General features: G+C 71.4%; 19 protein-coding genes. 7 read left to right on the top strand and 12 right to left on the bottom strand.

Features of this window, described 5'->3' with window-relative positions:
• Window positions 1-156 precede the first annotated feature (156 nt).
• Window positions 157-375 (top strand): FmdB family zinc ribbon protein, encoded by a 219-nt coding sequence (locus tag ACWDNY_RS15055; RefSeq protein ID WP_451646174.1) that lies wholly within the window; start codon window positions 157-159, stop codon window positions 373-375.
• A 35-nt stretch (window positions 376-410) separates the two neighbouring features.
• Here ACWDNY_RS15055 and ACWDNY_RS15050 read toward each other — a convergent pair whose 3' ends face one another.
• Genes ACWDNY_RS15050 through ACWDNY_RS15040 form a run of 3 tightly spaced genes read right to left on the bottom strand, consistent with a single transcriptional unit; the run spans window position 411 to window position 4,933 of the window.
• Complete coding sequence (locus tag ACWDNY_RS15050) at window positions 411-1,220, bottom strand: HAD family hydrolase (RefSeq protein WP_451646173.1); 810 nt, start codon at window positions 1,218-1,220, stop codon at window positions 411-413.
• Window positions 1,220-3,724, bottom strand: coding sequence for a phosphoribosyltransferase (locus ACWDNY_RS15045; RefSeq protein WP_451646172.1), 2,505 nt, complete (start codon window positions 3,722-3,724; stop codon window positions 1,220-1,222). Before ACWDNY_RS15045 ends, ACWDNY_RS15050 begins: the two co-directional genes overlap by 1 nt.
• Before the next feature lie 42 nt (window positions 3,725-3,766).
• Complete coding sequence (locus tag ACWDNY_RS15040; protein WP_451646171.1) at window positions 3,767-4,933, bottom strand: HpcH/HpaI aldolase/citrate lyase family protein; 1,167 nt, start codon at window positions 4,931-4,933, stop codon at window positions 3,767-3,769.
• A gap of 210 nt (window positions 4,934-5,143) precedes the next feature.
• On the opposite strand from ACWDNY_RS15040, the gene ACWDNY_RS15035 reads away from it, so the two are divergent.
• Entirely contained in the window at window positions 5,144-6,007 is an 864-nt protein-coding gene (locus tag ACWDNY_RS15035; RefSeq protein ID WP_451646170.1) for a TerD family protein, read from the top strand.
• A 117-nt stretch (window positions 6,008-6,124) separates the two neighbouring features.
• Here ACWDNY_RS15035 and ACWDNY_RS15030 read toward each other — a convergent pair whose 3' ends face one another.
• The 6 genes from ACWDNY_RS15030 to ACWDNY_RS15005 form a co-directional block, all read right to left on the bottom strand.
• Window positions 6,125-6,856, bottom strand: a complete 732-nt coding sequence (locus tag ACWDNY_RS15030) for a TerD family protein (protein ID WP_451646169.1) — start codon at window positions 6,854-6,856, stop codon at window positions 6,125-6,127.
• A 123-nt stretch (window positions 6,857-6,979) separates the two neighbouring features.
• Window positions 6,980-8,128, bottom strand: a complete 1,149-nt coding sequence (locus tag ACWDNY_RS15025) for a DUF475 domain-containing protein (protein ID WP_451646168.1) — start codon at window positions 8,126-8,128, stop codon at window positions 6,980-6,982.
• A gap of 76 nt (window positions 8,129-8,204) precedes the next feature.
• Window positions 8,205-8,780 (bottom strand): TerD family protein, encoded by a 576-nt coding sequence (locus tag ACWDNY_RS15020; RefSeq protein WP_451646167.1) that lies wholly within the window; start codon window positions 8,778-8,780, stop codon window positions 8,205-8,207.
• Window positions 8,781-8,900: 120 nt separating this feature from the next.
• Window positions 8,901-9,476 carry a TerD family protein gene (locus ACWDNY_RS15015; protein ID WP_451646166.1) on the bottom strand — a complete coding sequence of 192 codons (576 nt, stop codon included), beginning with the start codon at window positions 9,474-9,476 and terminating at the stop codon, window positions 8,901-8,903.
• Window positions 9,477-9,590: 114 nt separating this feature from the next.
• On the bottom strand, window positions 9,591-10,049 hold the full coding sequence (locus ACWDNY_RS15010; RefSeq protein ID WP_451646165.1) for a peroxiredoxin: 459 nt from the start codon (window positions 10,047-10,049) through the stop codon (window positions 9,591-9,593).
• Window positions 10,050-10,257: 208 nt separating this feature from the next.
• Window positions 10,258-10,695: a DUF3052 domain-containing protein gene (locus ACWDNY_RS15005; RefSeq protein WP_451646164.1), complete on the bottom strand. Its 438-nt coding sequence runs from the start codon at window positions 10,693-10,695 to the stop codon at window positions 10,258-10,260.
• 389 nt (window positions 10,696-11,084) lie between these two features.
• Between ACWDNY_RS15005 and aceE the strand changes: the two genes are divergently transcribed.
• Window positions 11,085-13,832 (top strand): pyruvate dehydrogenase (acetyl-transferring), homodimeric type, encoded by a 2,748-nt coding sequence (aceE, locus tag ACWDNY_RS15000; RefSeq protein WP_451646163.1) that lies wholly within the window; start codon window positions 11,085-11,087, stop codon window positions 13,830-13,832.
• Between the two features lie 833 nt (window positions 13,833-14,665).
• On the opposite strand, the gene ACWDNY_RS14995 is transcribed toward aceE, so the two are convergent.
• Entirely contained in the window at window positions 14,666-16,285 is a 1,620-nt protein-coding gene (locus tag ACWDNY_RS14995; protein WP_451646162.1) for an MFS transporter, read from the bottom strand.
• A 141-nt stretch (window positions 16,286-16,426) separates the two neighbouring features.
• On the opposite strand from ACWDNY_RS14995, the gene ACWDNY_RS14990 reads away from it, so the two are divergent.
• The 3 genes from ACWDNY_RS14990 (at window position 16,427) to ACWDNY_RS14980 (ending at window position 19,368) form a co-directional block, all read left to right on the top strand.
• Entirely contained in the window at window positions 16,427-17,104 is a 678-nt protein-coding gene (locus tag ACWDNY_RS14990; protein ID WP_451646161.1) for a TetR family transcriptional regulator, read from the top strand.
• A 125-nt stretch (window positions 17,105-17,229) separates the two neighbouring features.
• Complete coding sequence (locus ACWDNY_RS14985; protein WP_451646160.1) at window positions 17,230-18,447, top strand: alpha/beta hydrolase; 1,218 nt, start codon at window positions 17,230-17,232, stop codon at window positions 18,445-18,447.
• A gap of 66 nt (window positions 18,448-18,513) precedes the next feature.
• Entirely contained in the window at window positions 18,514-19,368 is an 855-nt protein-coding gene (locus ACWDNY_RS14980) for a DUF4429 domain-containing protein (RefSeq protein ID WP_451646159.1), read from the top strand.
• 22 nt (window positions 19,369-19,390) lie between these two features.
• On the opposite strand, the gene ACWDNY_RS14975 is transcribed toward ACWDNY_RS14980, so the two are convergent.
• Together ACWDNY_RS14975 and ACWDNY_RS14970 are read right to left on the bottom strand one after the other, a co-directional pair.
• Entirely contained in the window at window positions 19,391-20,407 is a 1,017-nt protein-coding gene (locus ACWDNY_RS14975; protein ID WP_451646158.1) for an aldo/keto reductase, read from the bottom strand.
• Entirely contained in the window at window positions 20,404-20,910 is a 507-nt protein-coding gene (locus tag ACWDNY_RS14970) for a MerR family transcriptional regulator (RefSeq protein ID WP_451646157.1), read from the bottom strand. The genes ACWDNY_RS14975 and ACWDNY_RS14970 overlap by 4 nt, the downstream gene beginning before the upstream one ends.
• A 97-nt stretch (window positions 20,911-21,007) precedes the next feature.
• Between ACWDNY_RS14970 and ACWDNY_RS14965 the strand changes: the two genes are divergently transcribed.
• Window positions 21,008-21,478 carry a GNAT family N-acetyltransferase gene (locus ACWDNY_RS14965; RefSeq protein WP_451646156.1) on the top strand — a complete coding sequence of 157 codons (471 nt, stop codon included), beginning with the start codon at window positions 21,008-21,010 and terminating at the stop codon, window positions 21,476-21,478.
• The last annotated feature ends 17 nt before the right edge of the window (window positions 21,479-21,495 follow it).

Raw genomic sequence — 21,495 nt, 5'->3', positions numbered from 1 at the left:
TCACCCCCGGCCGCCTCGCGGCACTCGCGGTTCTCGCGGCAGTACAAAATTATCAGCGATCTTTTCAATTTCTCCGCACGGGAACTGGACAGAAACCGGCCCGACCGGAACAGGGATGCGCTACTCCCGCCCGTTCCCGCCCATTAACCTGTGCGTATGCCACGCTACGACTATCGCTGCCGAAGCTGCGGCGACACCTTCGAACTGAACCGTCCCATGGCGGAGTCGTCCGCCCCGGCGACCTGTCCCGCCGGTCACTCCGACACGGTCAAGCTGCTGTCCACGGTGTCCGTGGGCGGCACGGCGAGCGCGCCCGCCCCGCGGTCCGGCGGTCAGGCCGGCGGCGGGTGCTGCGGCGGAGGGTGCTGCGGCTGAGGTCGCCGCGGGTGCCGAGTCCGGGGCGCATCCCGCTACCGCCCGCCCGAGGCGCCCAGGAACTCGCGGACGATGCGCTCCCCCGCCAGCACCCCGCGCTCCGGCAGCGCGCCGATGTGCGGGGCCGTCCAGTCGCTTTCGGCCAGTTCGCCGTGGCCCGGGCGCCAGCCCCGGTCCACCGCCAGCAGCAGGTCCGCGTCGAGCAGCGAGTCGCCGGCGCCGAGCGTGAGGTCGGCGCCGGTACGGCGGGCCACCTCGCGGACGGCGGCGCTCTTGGTCAGCGGCCCGGGCACCGCGTACAACTTGCGGCCCTGCAGGGACACCGTCCAGCCGCGGTTGCCCGCCCACACGGCGAGTTCCTTCACCCAGTCGTCGGGGAGCAGTTCGCGCTCCACGACGAGATAGGCGAAGAGGTCCTCGGCGACGCGGTGCTTGCGCACCCACACCGGGTCGGCGGAGGTCAGCAGGTGCTCGCTCACCTCGGCGAGCGGCGCGCACTCGTCGGCCAGCCGCCCGGTGACCTGCCGGTGCCAGTCGCCGTCCGACACGCCGTCCACCAGCAGATGGCCGCCGTTGGCGCAGATCGCGTACGCCGGTGGCGGGCCCGGCAGGTTGATGCGCAGGTACTGCTTGCGCGTGCGGGTCGTGGCCGGCACGAACACCGCCGTGCCGGCCAGTTCGGTGAGCAGCCGGGCCGCGCTCTCCGTCATGTACGACAGCGGCCTGCTCTCGTGCACCTCCACGCACAGCAGCCGGGGCGCCCGGGCGTCCGGCATCGTCAGTGCCAGCGCCGCCGCCGAGTAGATGAGCGTGCGGTCGAGGTCGCTCGCCACCATCACCGGCATCAGACCGCCACCGCCCTGCCGTCGGCGCCGGTCGCCCCGCGCGTGAACCTCGGGTGGATCAGGCCGACGCAGGTGTACGGCAGTTCGCCGACCTCCTCGACGGGGACCCCCCGCTGCTCGGCCAGCAGGCGCACGTGGTCGAGGTCCGCCCCGGCACCGGCCCGGGCCAGGATCTTCCACGGCACCCGGCGCAGCAGCACCCGGGTGGTCTCGCCGACGCCGGGCTTGACGAGGTTGACGTCGTGGATGCCGTACTCCTCGCTGATGCGCTCGACGGCCGCCCAGCCCTCCCAGGTGGGGGTGCGGTCACCGCTCAGCAGCTCCTTGACCGCCGTGTCCACCGTGTCCGCCACCTCCGCGAAGCGCGCCGAGACGGCGTCGAGGAAGACCGACGAGACGTCGGCGCCGGCGAGTTCGCGGTAGAACTTCGCGCCGTGGAAGTCGTACGGACCCACCAGGTCCGCGCGCAGCACGGTGCGGGAGACCAGGCCCGAGACCGTGGAGTTGAGGCAGGCGGAGGGGATGAGGAAGTCCTCCCGGGTGCCGTAGGTGCGCACGCACGAGCCGGGGTCGGCCAGCACCGCGATCTCCGGGTGGAATCCGCTGACGCCGTCCGACTTCTCGAACTCCTCGACGGCCGCCGTCAGTTCCCGGGAGATGGCGCCCTTGCCGGTCCAGCCGTCGACGAAGACGACGTCCGCCGGGTCGTACCGCTTCGCCAGCCAGCGCAGGGCGTTGGCGTCGATGCCGCGGCCGCGCACGATGGAGACGGCGTAGTGCGGCAGGTCCAGCTCGTGCCGGTGGCGGGCCCAGCGGCGCATCAGGACACCGACCGGCGTGCCGGCACGGGCCAGGGAGACCAGGACGGGGCGCGGGCCCCGCTCGGCGAGGACCGTCTCGGTGACGACGCCCACGGCCCGGGCGATGCGGGCGGCGGACGCCCGGAGCGCCGTGTGGAAGAGCTCCTGGTACTGCTCGCTGGGCTGGTACTCCACCGGCAGCGACTCGGCGTAGTGCGCGCCGCCGCTCTGGATGGCCTCCTCCCGCTCCTCGGTCGGCGCCTCCAGGGTGACGTCCGAGAGGTCCTGCAGCAGCCAGCCGACCTCCTCGGGCGCGTACGAGGAGAAGGCGGGGCCGCGAAGGGGCTCGGGCAGCATGGCGGGCCTTTCGGGGGCGGGCTGTGGAGCGGGAAGGTACGACGGTACGACCGCGAGTACGACGTGCGGGGTGTGCGCGGAGAGCCGGGCCAGCAGGCCGTCGGGCGCGTGGAGTTCCGGGGTGTCCGCGGTCGAGTCGACGACGGCGACGACGGTGTCGAAGCCGGCGCCGGCGACGTTGTAGGCGTAGCGCTCGCCGGGGCCGTCGGCGGGACGGTCGTGTGCCGGGAAGACGAGGCGGGTGCGGATCGCGTAGCCGGGCTCGTCGACCGCGAGGACGGGCGAGCGGGTGGTGGTGGAGCAGCGCACCTCGGCGCCGACCAGTTGCTCCAGCTCGCGGGCCAGACGCAGCGGCGCGTACATCAGCTCCTCGCAGCCGAGGACCAGCACGCGGCGGGCGCCGGCGGGCAGCGACTCGGCGACCTGCGCGGCCATGGCGGGCAGGGCGCTCTCCAGGCGCACCCGGTGCGCCGGGGTGAAACCGTGCCGTCCGCCGTCGGGCACCCCTCGGGGCCAGCGCAGCTCCAGGCGGACGGCGCGGCGTGCCCGCTGCCCGCGGGGGGAGGCCGGCCCGGGCCGGCCTGCCCCCGCGGGTTCGGCCGGCCGCTGCCGCGGTGGGACGCCCGCCCGCTCGTGGCGCGCGACCAGCTCCTGCCCCTTGGCCAGGACGTCCTCCGGCAGGCGCACCGTGCCCGAGGCCGCCGCCACCAGGTCGACGCGCGCACCGATCTCCCGGGCGAAGTCCGCGAGGCGGTCCGCGTCGGCGGCCGAGCGCATGTCGACCAGCGCGACCACCACGTACCGCTTGCGCGGATGGCGCGCATGCAGGTCGCGGATCGTGTTCAGCACCGTGTTGCCGGTGGAGAACTCGTCGTCGACGAGGACCAGCGGCCCGTCCCCGCCGAGCAGCGCCGGATCCTCCGGCAGCAGCAGGTGCGAGGTGGCGTGCGAGTGGGACTCCTCGAAGCCGCCCGCCGGCGCGACCCCGGGCACCGGGCGGCGGGTGGAGTGCAGGTACGGGGCGACGGCCAGGCCGTCGGCGACCGAGTGGCCGAGGCCGGTGGCGGTCTCGGCGTAGCCGACGACGACGGCCCTGCCCGCCTCCTCGGCGCCCAGCAGGTCGCGCACCCGGCGGCCGAGGGCGACCCCGTGCCCGTACACCACGGACGGCGACTGCGGTACGTGCTTGCCGAGCACGTTCGACACCAGCAGGTGCGCCCGCTTGGGGTTGCGGCGCAGCGCAAGTCCCAGCAGGCCCGTCAGCGCCGCGTCGCCCTCCAGCTCGACCCCGAGCCGCTCGGCGACCCAGGTACCGGTCCAGACGCCGTTCTTCACTGCTTTGTTCATGCGTTCCCTGTAGGTGAGGGTGGTCGGCCGGGGACCCGGCGGTCAGCCGGTCGCCCCGGCGGCGAGCAGCTCCACGAAGCCGACGTCCTCGCGGGCGACGCCGAAGACCTCGGCGCGCAGCAGGGTCCGCTCGGCCCAGGCGCGGTGCGGCTTCACCTCGTTCATCTTGTTGGTGTAGGCCGACCGGAGCACACCCCCGCCGCCGCGTTCCGGCCGCAGGATGTCCTGGGCGTCACTGAACTCCTCGTGACTGACCACTGACAGCGCGTGCACGGGCAGTACGTGCGAGGGGTGGATGCAGGTCTTGCCCAGCAGGCCATTGGCCTGGTCGAGGGTGATCTCCCGCAGCAGCCCGTCCATGGCGTGCTCGATCAGCTTCTCGCGCAGCTCCGCCGCCTGGACCTGAAGGAAGGGGCTCTGCCGCAGCTGCGGCTTGAACATGCGCTCCTGGACCCGGAAGTACTCCCACACCGGGCCGGTGACCGTGAACCCGGTGCCGTCGGCCCGGCCCAGCATGTTCACCACGTCGGCGATCACGGAGGCGACGACCTGCACGTCGTAGGCGGTCATGTCCGGGGCGCGGCGCAGCCCGTAGGAGGAGCAGAAGTCCGTGACGCCCAGGCGCAGCGCGAGCACCCGCTCACGGTGCTTGTCGACGGCGCGGAAGATGCCCTCCAGGGTCTCCACGCGCGACTCCCGGTACAGCAGCTCCGGCGACTCCAGGACCGGCATGGCGAACAGTCGCCGTCCGCTCGCCGCCTCGGCGCCGTGCAGCGCCTCCAGGAAGGGGACGCCGCGTTCCTCGGTGAACTTCGGCAGGACGAAGCCCGACAGCAGCCGGACGGCGGGGCCGAGGCGCCGCACCAGGTCGGGGATCTGCTCGGGGGTGCGGACCCGGACGAACAGCAGCGGCAGGTCCGCTTCCGGGACCCCGGCCAGGTCCGCGAGCTGGCGGACCAGGTTCTCCTCGCCCGCCACGACGTCCGCGTCGTCGATGGAGTCCTCCAGGCACAGCACCATCGACACCACACCGCGCCCGGCCTGCTTGAGGATGTCGCCCGCGAGCCGCTCACGCGTCGCGGGACTGTAGAGCGTGGCGCCCAGGGCGGCGGAGAGCAGCCGGGCCGGGGAGTCGGCGGTGAACCCGCACGGCTCCTGGTGGAAGAGGCGCTGTCGCACCTCTGGGGCGATGTGCCCGAAATGACGCATGGAGCTCCCTCGGGGAGACAAGAAGGGGCCGGTGAAGAAGGACGAAAAGGTGGCCGGTAATAGTACGTACGAATCCATGTCGCAGGTTCCCGACCGGTCTGACCATCTGATGACCCCACTATGACGGCGCTCATGCGAAGCCCGGCTACCGGGCGCGGAACCGCGCACCCCGCATTGTCGTGAGCAGGACCGAGAAGGCAGGATGACGGCATGACGCACGCCATGCTGAAGGGGTCGAACGTCCCGGTCGAGGCCACCACGGTGCGCGCCGTGCTGCGCTGGACCCCCGGTCAGGGAGTCCCGGACGTCGACGCCTCGGCGCTGCTGCTCGCAGCCGACGGCCGGGTGCGCTCGGACGAGGACTTCGTCTTCTACAACCAGCCCCGGCATCCCTCGGGGAAGGTGTGGCGGCTGGGGAAGAAGCGGATCGCCGAGGGGCTGACCGACACGATCCAGACGGACCTCGCCGGCGTCGAGTCCGGGGTCAGCCGGATCCTGCTGGTCGCCTCAGCAGACGGTGCCGCCTTCGACCAGGTCCGTGAGCTGCGCATCGCCGTGCACGACGCGGCCGTCCCGGACGCGGAGCCGTTGGCGTACTTCGACGTCAAACCGGAGACGGGGCGCGAGACGGCGCTGATCTGCGGCGAACTGTACCGCAGGGGCGACGGCTGGAAGTTCCGGGCCCTCGGCGAGGGCTACTCGAACGGGCTGGAGGGGCTCGCGACCGACTTCGGCATCTCGGTGGAGGAGTCGGAGGAGTTCCAGCAGCCGGAGTCCGGGCCGTCCACGGCCGCCCCCGCACCGGCCGCCCCGGCGTCCACGGCCGCGACGGCCGCGCAGCCGCTGCCTCCGGAGCAGCCGACGTACGGCTATCCCCTGGCACAGCCCGCGGCGCCCCAGCCGGCGTACGGATATCCGCAGCCGGCCGCCGCGTCGACCGCGTACGGGTATCCGCAGGCACCGCCGCCGACCGCGGCCGCGCCGTCCGGGTACGGGTATCCGCCGGTGGCGGCCACCGCCCCCGACCCGGACTTCCGTCTGCCGCCGCAGGGACCGCAGTTCATCGGGCGGTAGCCGGACAGCCGCGCGGCCAGGGCCCGTCGCATCGGGTCCTCGTCGCCGAGGGCTGTCCGGTGATCCCCGGTGGGCGCACGACGACAGCCACGGCACCTCGCCGTTACGGGTCAGCCCTCAGGCCTTCGTCTTGTAGCCGCGCCCCCACTGCAGTCCCCACCCGTACAGCCGGTCCAGTTCCGCCTGGAAACCGTAGACGAACTTCACCTCGCGGCGGACGACGATCTCGCCCTTCACGTTCTCGATCAGCACGACCGCGCACGAGCGTGCCTGCGGATGCCGCTCGTCGAGACCGATCTCGATGCGCGGGCCGCTGCTCGGGTACAGCGTCACGACGGCGTGGGTACGGTCGAAGGCCGGCGTCTGGTCGTAGATGTAGACGAAGACCAGCAGCCGTTTGATGGCGTCCCGGTGGTCGAGGTTGACGTACATCGTCTCACCGGAGCCCGAGCCGAACCGGTCGTCGCCGCTGAGTTTGACGTACGGTGCCGCGTTCACGTCGCCGAAGAAGCCGCCGAGCGGCTGGACGACCCCCTTGGTGCCGTCGGCCAGCTCGTACAGGCAGCCGAGGTCGAGGTCGACGTTGACCATGCTCTGGCTGTGACCGATCACCTCCGGCGGCCTCAACGCCCTGAGGGGGTGCCGCAGCAGACTCTCCCGCGTGGGACCGCCGATGTCGGAGGTCCGCATGCGCCAGGCCAGGTTCACGCGCAGGTGCCCGCTGGCCGCGCCCTGCTTGGTCAGCGACACTTGGTGGTGTCGCTTGGTGAGCTCGATGGAGTTGCTCGCGGCGCTGCCCGAGTCGAAGTCGGCCGCGCGTCCGTTCAGTAGACCGTCGAAGAGCCCCATGTCCCGATCCCGCCCCCAGTTCCCGCCTCGGACCAAGCCGCGGGGCGGCCCGAGGACCCGGCTCGGCTCACCGTCGTCCTCACCCGGCCGCCCCGCTCAGAGCGTTCCTCACCCGGAGGGCTGTCACACCCCGGAGGAGATTTCCGTCCTCTCGTCCGAGCCCTCGCCCTTCTCCGCGGCCGCCGCGAGCGCGCGGTTGCGGCGGACGGAGGATCCGAAGGACCAGGCGATCAGGACCACACCGACCAGGCCGGTGATCACCTCGTTGATCTGGTACCGGATGGTGACCATGAGGATCACGGCGAGCGCGCCGATCGCGTAGTGCGCGCCGTGCTCCAGGTAGACGTAGTCGTCGAGGGTGCCCTGGCGGACCAGGTAGACCGTGAGCGACCGCACGTACATGGCGCCGATGCCCAGGCCGAGGGCCATCAGGACGATGTCGTTCGTGATGGCGAAGGCGCCGATCACCCCGTCGAAGGAGAAGGAGGCGTCCAGGACCTCGAGGTAGAGGAACATGAAGAACGCGGCCTTGCCGGCGAGCATGACCGCCGATCGCTGCCTGCCGCTGCGCGCGGCTTCCTCCTCCGCCTCGTGCTCGCGTTCCTCCTCTTCCTCCAGCTTGTCCTCGAAGTAGCCGGACAGGCCACCGACGACCATGTAGGTGATCAGGCCGGCGATACCGGCGATCAGCACCGTCTGTGCCTTGTCGACGTGTGCGCCGCCGTGCTGGTGGGCTTGGGTGGCGAAGGTGAAGGAAGTGATCAGCAGGACGATCAGCGCGATGCAGACCGACAGCATGTCGACCTTGCCGAGCTTGGCCAGCGGGCGCTCCAGCCACGCCAGCCACTTGATGTCCCGGTCCTCGAAGATGAAGTCCAGGAAGATCATCAGCAGGAACATGCCACCGAACGCGGCGATCGCCGGGTGGGCGTCGGTCACCAGTTCCTGGTAGCGGTCCTTGTTGTTCAGCGCCAGGTCGACGGCCTCGACGGGGCCCATCTTGGCGCTGATGGCGACGATCACGACCGGGAAGACCAGCCGCATGCCGAAGACGGCGATGAGCACGCCGACGGTGAGGAAGATCTTCTGCCAGAAGGCACTCATCTTCTTCAGGATTCCGGCGTTGACCACCGCGTTGTCGAACGACAGCGAGATCTCGAGGACGGACAGGATGGCCACGATGCCGAAAGCGGTCCACCCCCCGTAGAAGACCGCCGCGACCAGGCCGAGCGCGGTGACCGCGAACGACCAGCCGAAGGTTTTCAGAAGCACTGGCTACCCCATCGTGTGTTGGGGGCCCTCCCCAGACGGTGTCTGGGGGAGGGTTTCCCCCGCGCCGCACTCGGCTTTACGAAACGTTGACTCCAAAGTCTAGAGCGATGCCACGGAGACCGGACGCGTACCCCTGTCCCACGGCTCGGAACTTCCATTCGCCCTGGTACCGGTAGAGCTCACCGAAGATCATGGCGGTCTCCGTGCCGGCGTCCTCACTGAGGTCGTAGCGCGCGAGCTCCTGGCCGTCGGCCTGGTTGACCACGCGGATGAAGGCGTTGCTGACCTGCCCGAAGGTCTGGTTGCGTTCGTCGGCCAGGTGGATGGAGACGGGGAAGATGATCTTGTCGCACTGGACCGGCACCCTGGTGAGGTCCACCAGGATCGACTCGTCGTCGCCCTCGCCCTCACCGGTGAGGTTGTCACCGGTGTGCTCCACGGACCCGTCCGGACTCTTGAGCTGGTTGTAGAAGACGAACCACTCGTCGCCCAGCACCCGGCCGCCGCTGCACAGCAGCGCGCTGGCGTCCAGGTCGAAGGGGGCTCCGGTGGTGGAGCGCGCGTCCCAGCCGAGCCCGATCATGACGTTGGTCAGGTTGGGTGCGGCCTTGGACAGGGAGACGTTGCCCCCCTTGGCGAGCGTGACGCCCATGATGCTGGTCCTCCCCGTAGTGATTCTCTGGTTGTCCTGCACGTCCGGCGCCGCACGCAAACCGTGCGACGCCGGACGACTGCCGGGGCGTGCCACGCCCCGGGAGGTGCTGGGGAACTCTCAGACGTTGACGCCGAAGTCCTGGGCGATGCCGCGCAGGCCGGAGGCGTAGCCCTGGCCGATGGCACGGAACTTCCACTCCGCGCCGTGGCGGTACAGCTCGCCGAAGACCATCGCGGTCTCGGTGGAGGCGTCCTCGCTCAGGTCGTAGCGTGCGATCTCCTGCTGGTTGGCCTGGTTGACGACGCGGATGAACGCGTTGCGGACCTGGCCGAAGGACTGCTGACGGTTCTCGGCGTCGTAGATGGAGACCGGGAAGACGATCTTCTCGACGTCCGCCGGCACACCCGCGAGGTCGACCTTGATCTGCTCGTCGTCGCCCTCGCCCTCACCGGTGAGGTTGTCACCGGTGTGCTCCACGGAGCCGTCCGGGCTCTTGAGGTTGTTGAAGAAGACGAAGTGCTGGTCGCTGGCGACCTTGCCGGACGAGTTCAGCAGCAGCGCGCTGGCGTCCAGGTCGAAGTCGGTGCCGGTCGTGGTGCGCACGTCCCACCCCAGACCGACGATGACGGCGGTCAGGCCCGGGGCCTCCTTCGTCAGCGATACGTTGCCGCCCTTGCTGAGGCTGACTCCCACGAGTCCTCCATTGGTGTCCGGGGGCGGGGAGCCCCGTCGTGCATCGGATATGGGATCAACGTGACGATCCTAGTGACGGGTTCCCGCCGCCCGCAGGCCCTGAAGCCGACAGATCTAGAGGGTGTCGAGGGCCTTCACGTACGCGTCGAGGTCACGCGCGTCGAGCAGGGCGTTGACCACGGTCCAGCGCACGACGCCCTCCTTGTCGATAATGAAGGTGCCGCGCACGGCGCAGCCCTTGTCCTCGTCGAGGACGCCGTAGGCGCGGGAGACCTCGCCGTGCGGCCAGAAGTCGCTGAGCAGCGGGTACTCCAAGCCCTCCTGCTCGGCGAAGACCCGCAGGGTGTGGATGGAGTCGTTGGAGACGGCGAGCAGCTGGGTGTCGTCGTTGACGAACTTCGGCAGGTTGTCGCGCAGCGCGCACAGCTCGCCGGTGCACACTCCGGTGAAGGCGAACGGGTAGAAGAGCAGCACCACGTTCTTCTCGCCGCGGAAGTCGGACAGCCGCACGGTCCGGCCGTGGTTGTCCTTCACCTCGAAGTCGGGGGCCTTGTCGCCTACCTGGATAGCCATGTCCTGCATCCCTTCGATGGGGCTGTTCGGGTGGCAACACCCTACGCAGCGACCACCGCGGGCCGTCGGACGGGCCGGCGCGGCGCCGGCCCGTCCGAAACGCCCCGTGCCCTACGGGCCCGGGGCGGGGGCTACGCAGCCGTTCGGGCCGAGACGGGGGTCCGGGGGCGCGGGGCCCCGGCAACGGACCGCACCGCTCGGCGAACGCTCACTTCTTCGACTTCGCGGCCTTCGGCGTCGCCAGCCGGCTGCCGCTCCAGTCCTTGCCGACGCTGACGCTCTTGCTGGCCGTCAGACCCGCCGTCGTCGCGGCTTCCGAGATGTCGCTCGGCTCCACGTACCCCGATCGGCCGGTCTTCGGCGTCAGGAGCAGGATCGCGCCGCCCTCTTCGATGTACGTGGTGGCGTCCACCAGCGCATCGGTCAGGTCGCCGTCGTCGTCGCGGAACCACAGCACCACGGCGTCGGCCACGTCGTCGTAGTCCTCGTCGACGAGCTCGCTGCCGACGGCGTCCTCGATGGCCTCGCGGAGCTCCTCGTCGACGTCGTCGTCGTAGCCGATCTCCTGGACCACCTGCCCGGGCTGGAAGCCCAGCCTGACGGCCGGGTTAGTCCGCTCCTCCGCGTGGTCCGCGGTCGCGCTCACGGGTTGCCTCCTGATGATGTTGCGAGATAGGTCTTCAGCCACGCGCGTGCGCGAAGCATTGGCCGTAGTCCACACGGGCGGGCCGGATCGCGCAAGTACCCGGCGGTTCAGACCGCCGAAACGGTGACGATCCCGGCTGTGTCGCCGCAACTCCTGACACCGTAGCGCGACTGCGGGTGACGCACACCACACCCTTCTGCCCGATTTGCCAGATTCGGAACCATGGACGGCCGGGCCTTTGGTCCCGAGTACCCCGATCACCTCTCGGTAGAGATGACTTTGCCCTCCCCGAGGTAGACGATGGGGACCGGTGCAGGCACAGGCAGAAAACCCAGGAAATTCCTGGGCAACATATCAGAATTGTCGCCCTCTGACAGGTAAGGAACAGCGTGGCTTCCGGATCCGATCGAAACCCGATCATCATTGGCGGCCTTCCGAGTCAGGTTCCTGACTTTGACCCCGAGGAGACCCAGGAGTGGCTGGACTCGCTCGACGCCGCGGTCGACGAGCGAGGCCGCGAGCGGGCCCGCTACCTCATGCTCCGGCTGATCGAGCGGGCCCGCGAGAAGCGCGTCGCCGTGCCCGAGATGCGCAGCACGGACTACGTCAACACGATCCCCACCAAGAGCGAGCCGTTCTTCCCCGGTAACGAGGAGATCGAGCGCAGGATCCTCAACGCCACCCGCTGGAACGCCGCGGTGATGGTCTCCCGCGCCCAGCGCCCCGGCATCGGCGTCGGCGGCCACATCGCCACCTTCGCGTCCTCCGCCTCGCTCTACGACGTCGGCTTCAACCACTTCTTCCGCGGCAAGGACGAGGGCGACGGCGGCGACCAGGTCTTCTTCCAGGGCCACGCCTCCCCGGGCATCTACGCCCGCGCGTACCTGCTGGACCGGCTGTCCGAGCAGCACCTGGACGGCTTCCGCCAGGAGAAGTCCAAGGCCCCCTACGCCCTCTCCAGCTATCCGCACCCGCGTTCGATGCCGGACTTCTGGGAGTTCCCGACGGTCTCCATGGGCCTCGGCGCGATCGGCGCGATCTACCAGGCCCGGATCAACCGCTACATGCAGGCCCGGGGCATCGCCGACACCTCGAAGTCGCACGTGTGGGCCTTCCTCGGCGACGGCGAGATGGACGAGCCGGAGTCGCTCGGCCAGCTGTCCCTCGCGGCCCGCGAGGGCCTGGACAACCTGACGTTCGTCGTCAACTGCAACCTGCAGCGCCTGGACGGCCCGGTACGCGGCAACGGCAAGATCATCCAGGAGCTGGAGTCCGTCTTCCGGGGCGCCGGCTGGAACGTGATCAAGCTGATCTGGGACCGCACCTGGGATCCGCTGCTCGCCCAGGACCGGGACGGGATCCTGGTCAACAAGATGAACACCACGCCGGACGGCCAGTTCCAGACGTACGCGACCGAGTCCGGCGCGTACATCCGCGAGCACTTCTTCGGCGACGACCACCGCCTGCGCGCCATGGTCGAGAACATGACCGACGACCAGATCCTGCACCTGGGCCGCGGCGGCCACGACCACCGCAAGATCTACGCGGCCTTCAAGGCGGCCGTGGAGCACAAGGGCCAGCCGACGGTCATCCTGGCCAAGACCGTCAAGGGCTGGACGTTGGGCCCGAACTTCGAGGGCCGCAACGCCACCCACCAGATGAAGAAGCTGACGGTCGACGACCTCAAGCGCTTCCGCGACCGCCTGCACCTGCCGATCTCCGACAAGGCCCTGGAGTCCGGCCCGCCGCCGTACTACCACCCGGGCCGCGACTCGGAGGAGATCCAGTACATGCACGACCGCCGCAGGGGCTGCGGCGGCTACGTGCCCACCCGGGTGGTGCGCTCCAAGCCGCTCCCGCTGCCGGACGACACGGCGTACGCGGGGGTCAAGCGGGGCTCCGGCCAGCAGGCCATCGCGACGACGATGGCGTTCGTCCGGCTGCTGAAGGACCTCATGCGGGACAAGGAGTTCGGCCGGCGGTTCGTGCTGATCGCGCCCGACGAGTACCGCACGTTCGGCATGGACTCCTTCTTCCCGAGCGCGAAGATCTACAGCCCGCTCGGCCAGCAGTACGAGTCCGTCGACCGTGACCTGCTGCTCGCGTACAAGGAGTCGCCGACCGGGCAGATGCTGCACGACGGCATCTCGGAGGCGGGCTGCACGGCCTCGCTCATCGCGGCGGGCTCGGCCTACGCCACGCACGGCGAGCCGCTGATCCCGGTCTACGTCTTCTATTCCATGTTCGGTTTCCAGCGCACCGGCGACCAGTTCTGGCAGATGGCGGACCAGTTGGCGCGCGGGTTCGTGCTGGGCGCGACCGCCGGCCGCACCACGCTCACCGGCGAGGGCCTGCAGCACGCGGACGGCCACTCGCAGCTGCTCGCCTCGACCAACCCGGCCTGTGTGGCGTACGACCCGGCGTACGCGTACGAGATCGCGCACATCGTGCGGGACGGACTGCGCCGGATGTACGGCGGCTCCGAGGAGCACCCGCACGGCGAGGACGTCTTCTACTACCTCACCGTCTACAACGAGCCCATCCAGCAGCCGGCGGAGCCGCAGGACGTGGATGTCGAGGGCATCCTCAAGGGCGTCCACCGCCTGCGCGCCGGCACCTCCGGCGCGGTGCCGGCGCAGATCATGGCGTCCGGCGTGGCGGTGCCGTGGGCGCTCGAGGCGCAGCGGATCCTCGCCGAGGAGTGGAACGTCAGGGCGGACGTCTGGTCGGCGACCTCCTGGAACGAGCTGCGCCGTGAGGCCGTCGCGTGCGAGGAGTACAACCTGCTGCATCCCGAGGAGGAGCAGCGGGTGCCGTACGTGACGCGGAAGCTCAGTGCGGCCGAGGGCCCGTTCGTGGCGGTGTCCGACTGGATGCGGTCGGTGCCGGACCAGATCGCGCGCTGGGTGCCGGGCACGTACCAGTCGCTGGGCGCCGACGGCTTCGGCTTCGCGGACACCCGCGGGGCCGCCCGGCGGTTCTTCCACATCGACGCGCAGTCGATCGTGGTGGCCGTGCTGACGGAGCTGGCGCGCGAGCAGAAGGTGGACCGGTCGGTGCTGAAACAGGCCGTCGACCGCTACCGGCTGCTCGACGTCTCGGCGGCCGACCCGGGTACGGCGGGCGGCGACGCCTAGGCCTGTCCGATAGGCCTGTCCGACCATTCGCGTCGTCGCCCGCAGGGCGGCCGCGCGGCGTCAGGTGTGTGCTCTCGGCGTGCCGGCCCCGGACCCGCGTACTGGACGTACGTGGGTCCGGGGCCGGTGCGGCGAGAGGGGGTCCCCCTGCTCGAGCCGGGCCGAGAGCTTGGGGAGGGTGCATGGCGTCGCGCGGCAGACGGGAATTGCCGGACAGGCCTTAGCGGACCTGCGCACACAGGGGGCGGCCGGCCGGAAGGTCCGCCGCCCCTTTCGCGTGTGGGTGTCCCTTCGGTGCGGCCGTGTCCCGGCGTGAACCCGCCGGGACACGGCCGCACCGGGCGCTCGCGGTGACGTCCGCCGCCGCCTGCGGCGCGCCGATCGTGGACGGCGGGCCGAACCGGCTGACGTCCGCCCGCACGGCCGTGGGTGGCGGGGCGGGGCAACCGGCGATCGCGGGGGCGATCCCGATGACGCCGGGCGTCGCGCGGTCCGGCCGGTTCCGTGGTCCCGTCCGGCCACGTGAACCGGGGTGCCCCGTGCGCCGCGCCCTGAGCCGCCGTCACCGACTTCCCGAACCCCGGGAGGGGCCGCACTCTCCGCCGTCCTGTGGTGCGGATACCCCCGGACCGGCGCGCCATCCTCCCCCTGCCGGGGCCCTTCCCACGCCGGGTGCCGCTGCCTGCGCGCTGCCCCCCTCCAGCAGCGCGCCGCAGCCGGCCGCCCCCATGCCCTGCGGAGGACTTGACCCACTGTGACCTGTGGCGCGTGCCGAAGGCGAGCGATCTTGAGCGGAGTCACCCTGATGAGCGAATCCCGGGCGCGACGGACCGTCAGATGTGGCCGACGCCCGCGCCGGCCTCGGCGTTCACCCCGCGCTTGGTGAGCAGCGCGACCAGGACGGCCACGGCCGCGACCCCGGCGGCGACGAGGGAAGCGAGGCTCATCCCGGAGATGAACGTGTCGTGCGCGACGGACGTGATCTGCGCGGCGACCTGTTCGGGCATGCCCTTGGGCACCGGGGCCACACCGACCTGCACCGCCTCGGACGCCTGGTCGAGCTGCGCCGGGGTGAGCGGCGGCAGCTTGGCGTCGGCCCAGTTGCCGGCGAGGTCGTTGTCCACCTTCGAGGCCATCACGGCGCCCAGGACGGCCGTGCCGAGGCTGCCGCCGATCTGCATCGCGGCCTGCTGGAGACCGCCGGCCACACCGGACAGTTCCAGGGGCGCGTTGCCGACGATGACCTCGGTGGCGCCGACCATGACGGGCGCGAGGCCCAGACCCAGCACGGCGAACCACAGCGACATGGTGGCGCTGGAGGTGTCCACCTCCAGCGTGGACATCCCGTACATGGCGATCGCGGTGGCCGCCATGCCGCCGGCCAGCGGGACGCGCGGGCCGAGCTTGGTGATCAGCACGCCCGCGAGCGGGGAGCCGACGATCATCATGCCGGTGAGCGGCAGCAGGTGCAGGCCGGCGTCGATGGGGCTCATGCCGTGCACGTTCTGCAGGTAGAAGGTGACGAAGAACAGGCCGCCCATGAAGGCGATGGCCATGAGGACCATCAGGACCACGCCCGCCGACAGCGGGACGGAGCGGAACAGCCCCAGTGGGATCAGGGGCTCCTTCACCTTGGTCTCCCAGAACGCGAACAGCGCGAAGCCGAGGGCGGCGGCGCCGATGTAGGACCAGGTCCAGCTGTCGCCCCAGCCCCACGACGGGGCCTTGATGAGCGCCCACACCAGGCAGAACATCGCGGCCGACAGCAGCACGATGCCGAGGATGTCGAAGGAGCGCGGCGCGTTCTCCGCCCGGTGGTCGAGCAGGATGAGCGCGCCCAGGACCAGGGCGAGCAGGCCGACCGGCACGTTGATGAAGAACACGGACTGCCAGTTGACGTGCTCGACCAGGACGCCGCCGAGGATGGGGCCGCCCGCGGTCGAGGCGCCGATGACCATGCCCCAGATGCCGATGGCCATGTTGAGCTTCTCGGCCGGGAAGGTGGCCCGCAGCAGTCCGAGCGCGGCGGGCATCAGCAGCGCGCCGAACAGACCCTGGAAGACCCGGAAGGTGACGACCATCGCGATGCTGTGGGACAGGCCGATGGCCCCGGAGGCGGCGGCGAAGCCGGTCACACCGATGAGGAAGGTCTGCCGGTGCCCGAAGCGGTCGCCGAGCTTGCCCGCGGTGATCAGGCAGACCGCGAGGGCGAGGAAGTAGGCGTTGGTGATCCACTGGACGTCGGCGAAGCTCGCGCCGAGGTCCTTGGCGATCGCCGGGTTCGCGATGGCCACGATGGTGCCGTCCAGGGCCACCATCATGACCCCTACGGCGACAGTGATGAGAGTGAACCAGGGGTGCCCGCGCAGTCCCCTGGCCGGCGCCGGGTCCGGCGGGCCCGAGGGCGCCTTGCCTCCCGGGCCGGTCGAATCGACGGTGGTCTGACTAGTCATACTTCAAGGCTAATGACAGCGACTGACAGTTGACAAAGCGGGTCACGTGTCGGTCACTGACATGTCGTACCCCTATAGTCTGAATTGGGGAAGCGGTTCACCTGGGGGGAACAGGCACGGCCCCGGAAGGTGCGGAGAGAGTTGAGCAAGACGGCGGCTGCCGCCGAGGCCGGGGCGGCGCCACGCCCGGGTCTGCGCGAGCTGAAGAAGAGGCGCACCCGGGACGCGCTCCTGCGGGTCGCGCTGGAACTCTTCACCACCAAGGGCTACGAGGGCACCACCGTCGACGAGATCGCCGAGGCCGTCGAGGTCTCGCAGCGCACCTTCTTCCGCTACTTCGCCGGCAAGGAGGACGCCGCGTTCGCCGTCCAGGACATGGTGGAGGCCCACTTCGTCCGGTCGCTGAGCGCCCGGCCGCCCGGGGAGGCCCCGATGGAGGCGCTCCGCCGGGCCGTCCTGGAGAGCTGGGACACCATCGGTGACGCCGTCGCGGCGGTCGTCCCGCTCGAGCTGTACCTGCGCATGTTCCGGCTGATCGAGTCGACGCCCGTCCTGCTGGCCGCGCATCTGCGCCGGTCCGCGGAGACGGAGGAGCGGATCGCGTGCCTGCTCGCGCAGCGGGAGGGCCTGGACGTGGACGCCGACCCGCGACCGCGGCTGGCGGTGGCCGCCTTCGGCGGGGTGATGCGGGTGACGGGGCGTCAGTGGAGCTGCGGCGACGACGTGAGCCTGGAGGCCATGCGGGCCCTGACGGCCGCCCACCTCGACCAGATGGGCCCCGCGCTGACCGGGAACTGGCGCACCCACGACCGCACTTGAACCGGCGTACGAACAGAGGTCCTTGAACCGGCGTGCGGACCGGAGCCCCGATCGCGCCGTTCAAAACGTGATCCCCGTCACTCGATTGACGCGAGACCCTCTCGTTCTCCTAGTGTGTCCTTTCAGTGACTTCCTTCGACACCTCCCCGCAACTCAACGTCTGGCGTGCCCTGCTCGCCCTGGCCGTGGTCTTCGTGATGCTGGCGACCACGGGCTGGACCGCCCTGCGCAGCCACCCGGGGACCAACGCGCTCGGTGCCTCGGTGACCGCCTGGGAGCACGGGCACCTGCGCGGCCACCGGCTGCCGGACGTGGACGCCCCACCCGCGAGGCTCACCCGCTTCTTCGCGTCCCTCACCGCGCACGACCGCAACCGGCTCGCCCGCCGCTACCCGCTCGCGGTCGGCAACATGAACGGCGCTCCCGTCGAACTGCGGTACCGGGCGAACCGCGTGGCGCTGCGGCAGGCCCGCACGGCCGAGCTCGAACGCATGCACGACAGCCGGCTCACCGCCGCCGGGCAGCGGGACGCGGGCCGCCGCATGCACCGCTTCACGGCGCTGATGGCCGGCGGCCGGCAGATCCTCGCCTTCGACCCGCAGGGCTCCGGCCGGGTCGCTGAGGTGTTCGGCGATCTGACGAAGGCCGAGCGGGTCTCCGTCGTCGTGCCCGGCGTCGACACCGACGTGCTCACCTTCCAGCGGACCAGCCGCCCGTACTCCGCGCCGGCCGGGATGGCGAAGGCGCTCCACACGGCCGAGCGCACGGCGAGCCCGGCGACCCGCACCGCCGTGATCGCCTGGGCCGACTACACCGCGCCCAGCGGCCTCGGCGTGGACGCGGCCACGGCCATGCGCGCCGAGGAGGGCGCGGTCCGGCTGAACGCGCTGGTGAGGGCACTGCCCGGCCGCGGCCCGGTCTCGCTGTTCTGCCACAGCTACGGCTCCGTGGTGTGCGGCGTCGGCGCCCGCTCGCTGCCGGGCCGGGTGACCGACATCGCGGTGGCGGGCAGCCCCGGCATGCGGGTGCCGAGCGCGGCACGCCTGCGCACCACCGCCCGGGTGTGGGCGATGCGGGACGCCACCGACTGGATCCAGGACGTGCCCTACCTGGAACTCGGCGGCCTCGGGCACGGCGCCGACCCGGTCTCCGCCGCGTTCGGGGCGCGGGTGATCTCGGCGCGGCAGGCCAGGGGACACGCCGGGTACTTCGAACCGGGCACCGACAGCCTGACGAACCTCGCCGAGATCGGTGTTGGCGCATATGACACCGTCCGGTGCGCCGCCGACGACGACGGGTGCCGGCGGGACGTGCCCGGCATCCTGACGGCCGGACGCGCGTAGCGGCGCAGGAACCGCCGTCCGCGCGGGGAGGGGACGAAAAAGCTCGTGCCGCCTACGATGAGCCGCATGGGTGACGTACTGGCCGGATTTCACGCCGCCTGGGAGTTCACGTCCGATTCCGTGCTCATCCGCTACGAACGGGGGATGCGCACACCGAAGCTCCTGCAGGCGCTCGGGGAGCGCCGCATACCGCTGGCGGCGCTCGCGGGCGTGACGCTCACGGCGGGCGGCCGGCGCGGGACCGTCGTCCTGCGGGCGGAGCCCCGGCCCGGCGCCGATCCGCTGATGGAGGCGGCCGCGGGCCAGCTGCGGGAGGAGTGCGACCCCTACCGGCTGGTGCTGCCCGCCGAACGGGGGACGCTCGCCGAGTACTACGCCGGCGAACTGCGCGGCCGGCTCGGCGGGACCGGTCCGGCCGAACGCCACCTGGTGGCCGCGCCCGAGGTGCCGCTGCAGTTCAAGGCGTACGACGCGAAGGCGTCCTTCGACGGGACGACGGTGCGCTTCCGGTGGTCCTGGGCCGGTGCGTCGTCGGCGAAGTGGAAGGCCGGCGACCAGAGCTTCCCGGTCGCCGGCCTCGGCGGAGTGGAGTGGCGCTCCCCCGAGGTCTTCGAGGGGCACCTGCGGCTGCTGCGCCGCGCCCCGGACACCGCGCGGCCCCCGCAGCCGGACCAGGATCCGGCCGCGGTCGTGTTCGGACTCGGGTACGGTCCGGTGCACGAGTCGCTGCCGTTCGCGGCGGCCGTGCTGGCCGCGGCCCGGGCGACCGGCCCGGCCACGCCCCTGCCGGTACCGGCCCCGCGCCGCGACCCGGCCGACATCGCCGAGCGGATCCACCACCTCGGGGAACTGCACCGGGCGGGCCTGGTCACGGACGAGGAGTTCACCACGAAGAAGGCGCAACTGCTGGCGGAGCTGTAGCCGGCGCCCGGCGGGCCGAGCGCTACTCGCGGCCCGCCGAGGTGAAGGACATGTCCGCGTACCGCGTGCCCGCGACCTTCGCCGCGACGGGCTCCAGCAGCGCCAGCTCCTCCTCGGTCAGCACGATCCGCGTCGCCGCCACGTTCTCCTCCACGCGGTGGGGCCTGCGGGTGCCCGGGATCTGGACGACCGGCAGGCCGTGCACGGCCGACCGCTGCTGGACCCAGGCCAGCGCCACCTGGGCGAGGGAGACGCCGTGGGCCTCGGCCACCGCGCGGACGGGCTCCAGCAGCGCCGCGTTCGCGGTGGCGTTGCCGCCCTGGAAGCGCGGCATCGTGCGGCGGAAGTCGTCGCTCGTCAGATCCTGCTCGGCGTCGGTGAACGTACCCGCGAGGAATCCCCGGCCCAGCGGTGAGTACGGCACCAGCCCCACGCCCAGCTCCCGGGCGGCCGGCACGACGTGCGCCTCGATGTCCCGGCTGAACAGCGACCACTCCGACTGCACAGCCGCGATGGGGTGCACGGCCTGCGCGACCCTCAGCTCCTCGGCCGTCACCTCGCTCAGCCCCAGGTGCTTGACCTTGCCCTCGCGCACCAGTTCGGCCATGGTCCCGACGCTCTCCTCGAGCGGGACGTCCACGTGCCGGCGGTGCATGTAGTAGAGGTCGATGACGTCGACGTCCAGGCGCTTCAGGCTCGCCTCGACGGCCCGGCGGATGTACGGCGGGTCGTTGCGGATGATCCGCTTCGTCGGCTCGTCCGGCGGGATCGACAGGGCGAACTTGGTGGCGATCACGACCTCGTCGCGGTGCGCCCGGAAGAACGGCGACAGGAAGCGCTCGTTCTCCCCCGCGCCGTAGGAGTCGGCGGTGTCGTACAGGGTCACGCCCAGCTCCAGGGCACGCTCCAGCGTGGCACGCGACTCCCGGGCGTCCGAGGGCCCGTAGGCGAAACTCATCCCCATGCAGCCGAGGCCCTGCACGCCCACCTCCGGCCCGCTCTCGCCCAGGCGTACGGTCGGCATCCTGCTGTCGGTCATCGGGTCCTCTCCGATTCGCGGGCGCGCCCGGCGTCCGCGTAGAAGCTGATCTTGCGGTCGAGCACCGCGAGCGTGTCCCGGAGCTCGGCGATCCGGGCCAGGACGTCCCGGCGGGTGGCCTCGAGCAGCTGGTACCGCTCGCCGTACGTCGTCTCGCCCGCGCGCACCAGCTCCGCGTACCGGACCATGTCGGCGACCGGCATGCCGGTCAGCCGCAGCTTGCCGACGAGGTCGAGCCAGTCCAGGTCGCGGTTGGTGTAGCGGCGCTGGCCGGTGTGCGAGCGGTCGACGTGGGCCATCAGCCCGATCCGCTCGTACCAGCGCAGGGTGTGGGCCGTCAGGCCGGTGAACGCGGCGACCTCGCTGATCGTGTAGCTGTCCTGCCCGTCGGGCCGCGGGTGCCGTGGGGGCGGGGCGGAGCAGGGGTCGGCGCTGCCTGCGGCGGGTCCTGCGGTCCGCCCGGGGTCGTCGACTCCGGCAGCCGTGGTCTGCATCACCGTCATGGCCTCCACGCTAGGACCTTGGAGTGCGCTCCAGGCAAGCGGAACCCGCCGCGAAACGGGGAGGACGCGCCACGGCCCCGGTGGCTACCGTGCGGCCATGACTGCCGTACGCCGGGCCCTGCCCGAGGACGCCGAGGAACTGCTGCGCCTGCGCCAGGTGATGATCGACTCCGTCTTCTCCGCCGACTCCTCGGCGGAGTGGCACACGGAGTCCCTGCCGACCGTGCGCCGCCGGCTCGCCGAGCCGGACGGCGGCTTCGCGGCGTTCGTGGTCGACCATCCGGAGCGGCCGGGTGCGCTGGCGGCGCTGGCGGCCGGAACGGTCGAGTACCGGATCGGGCGCGCGGGCAACCCGCACGGGCGGGTGGGCCACGTCTTCAGCGTCGCGACGGACCCGGCCGTACGCCGCCGCGGGTACGCCCGCGCCTGCATGGTGACGCTGCTGGAGTGGTTCCGCAGTCAGGGCGTCCGCCAGATCGACCTGAACGCGTCGGCGGAGGCCGAGTCGCTGTACGCGTCGCTGGGCTTCGTACGCAAGCCGGACCCCTCGATGCGGTTGCAGCTGTGAGGGCGGCGGGGGCGGGG

The sequence above is a fragment of the Streptomyces sp. NPDC003697 genome, assembly GCF_053587115.1.
This window is presented reverse-complemented; position numbering and strand designations above follow the sequence as displayed.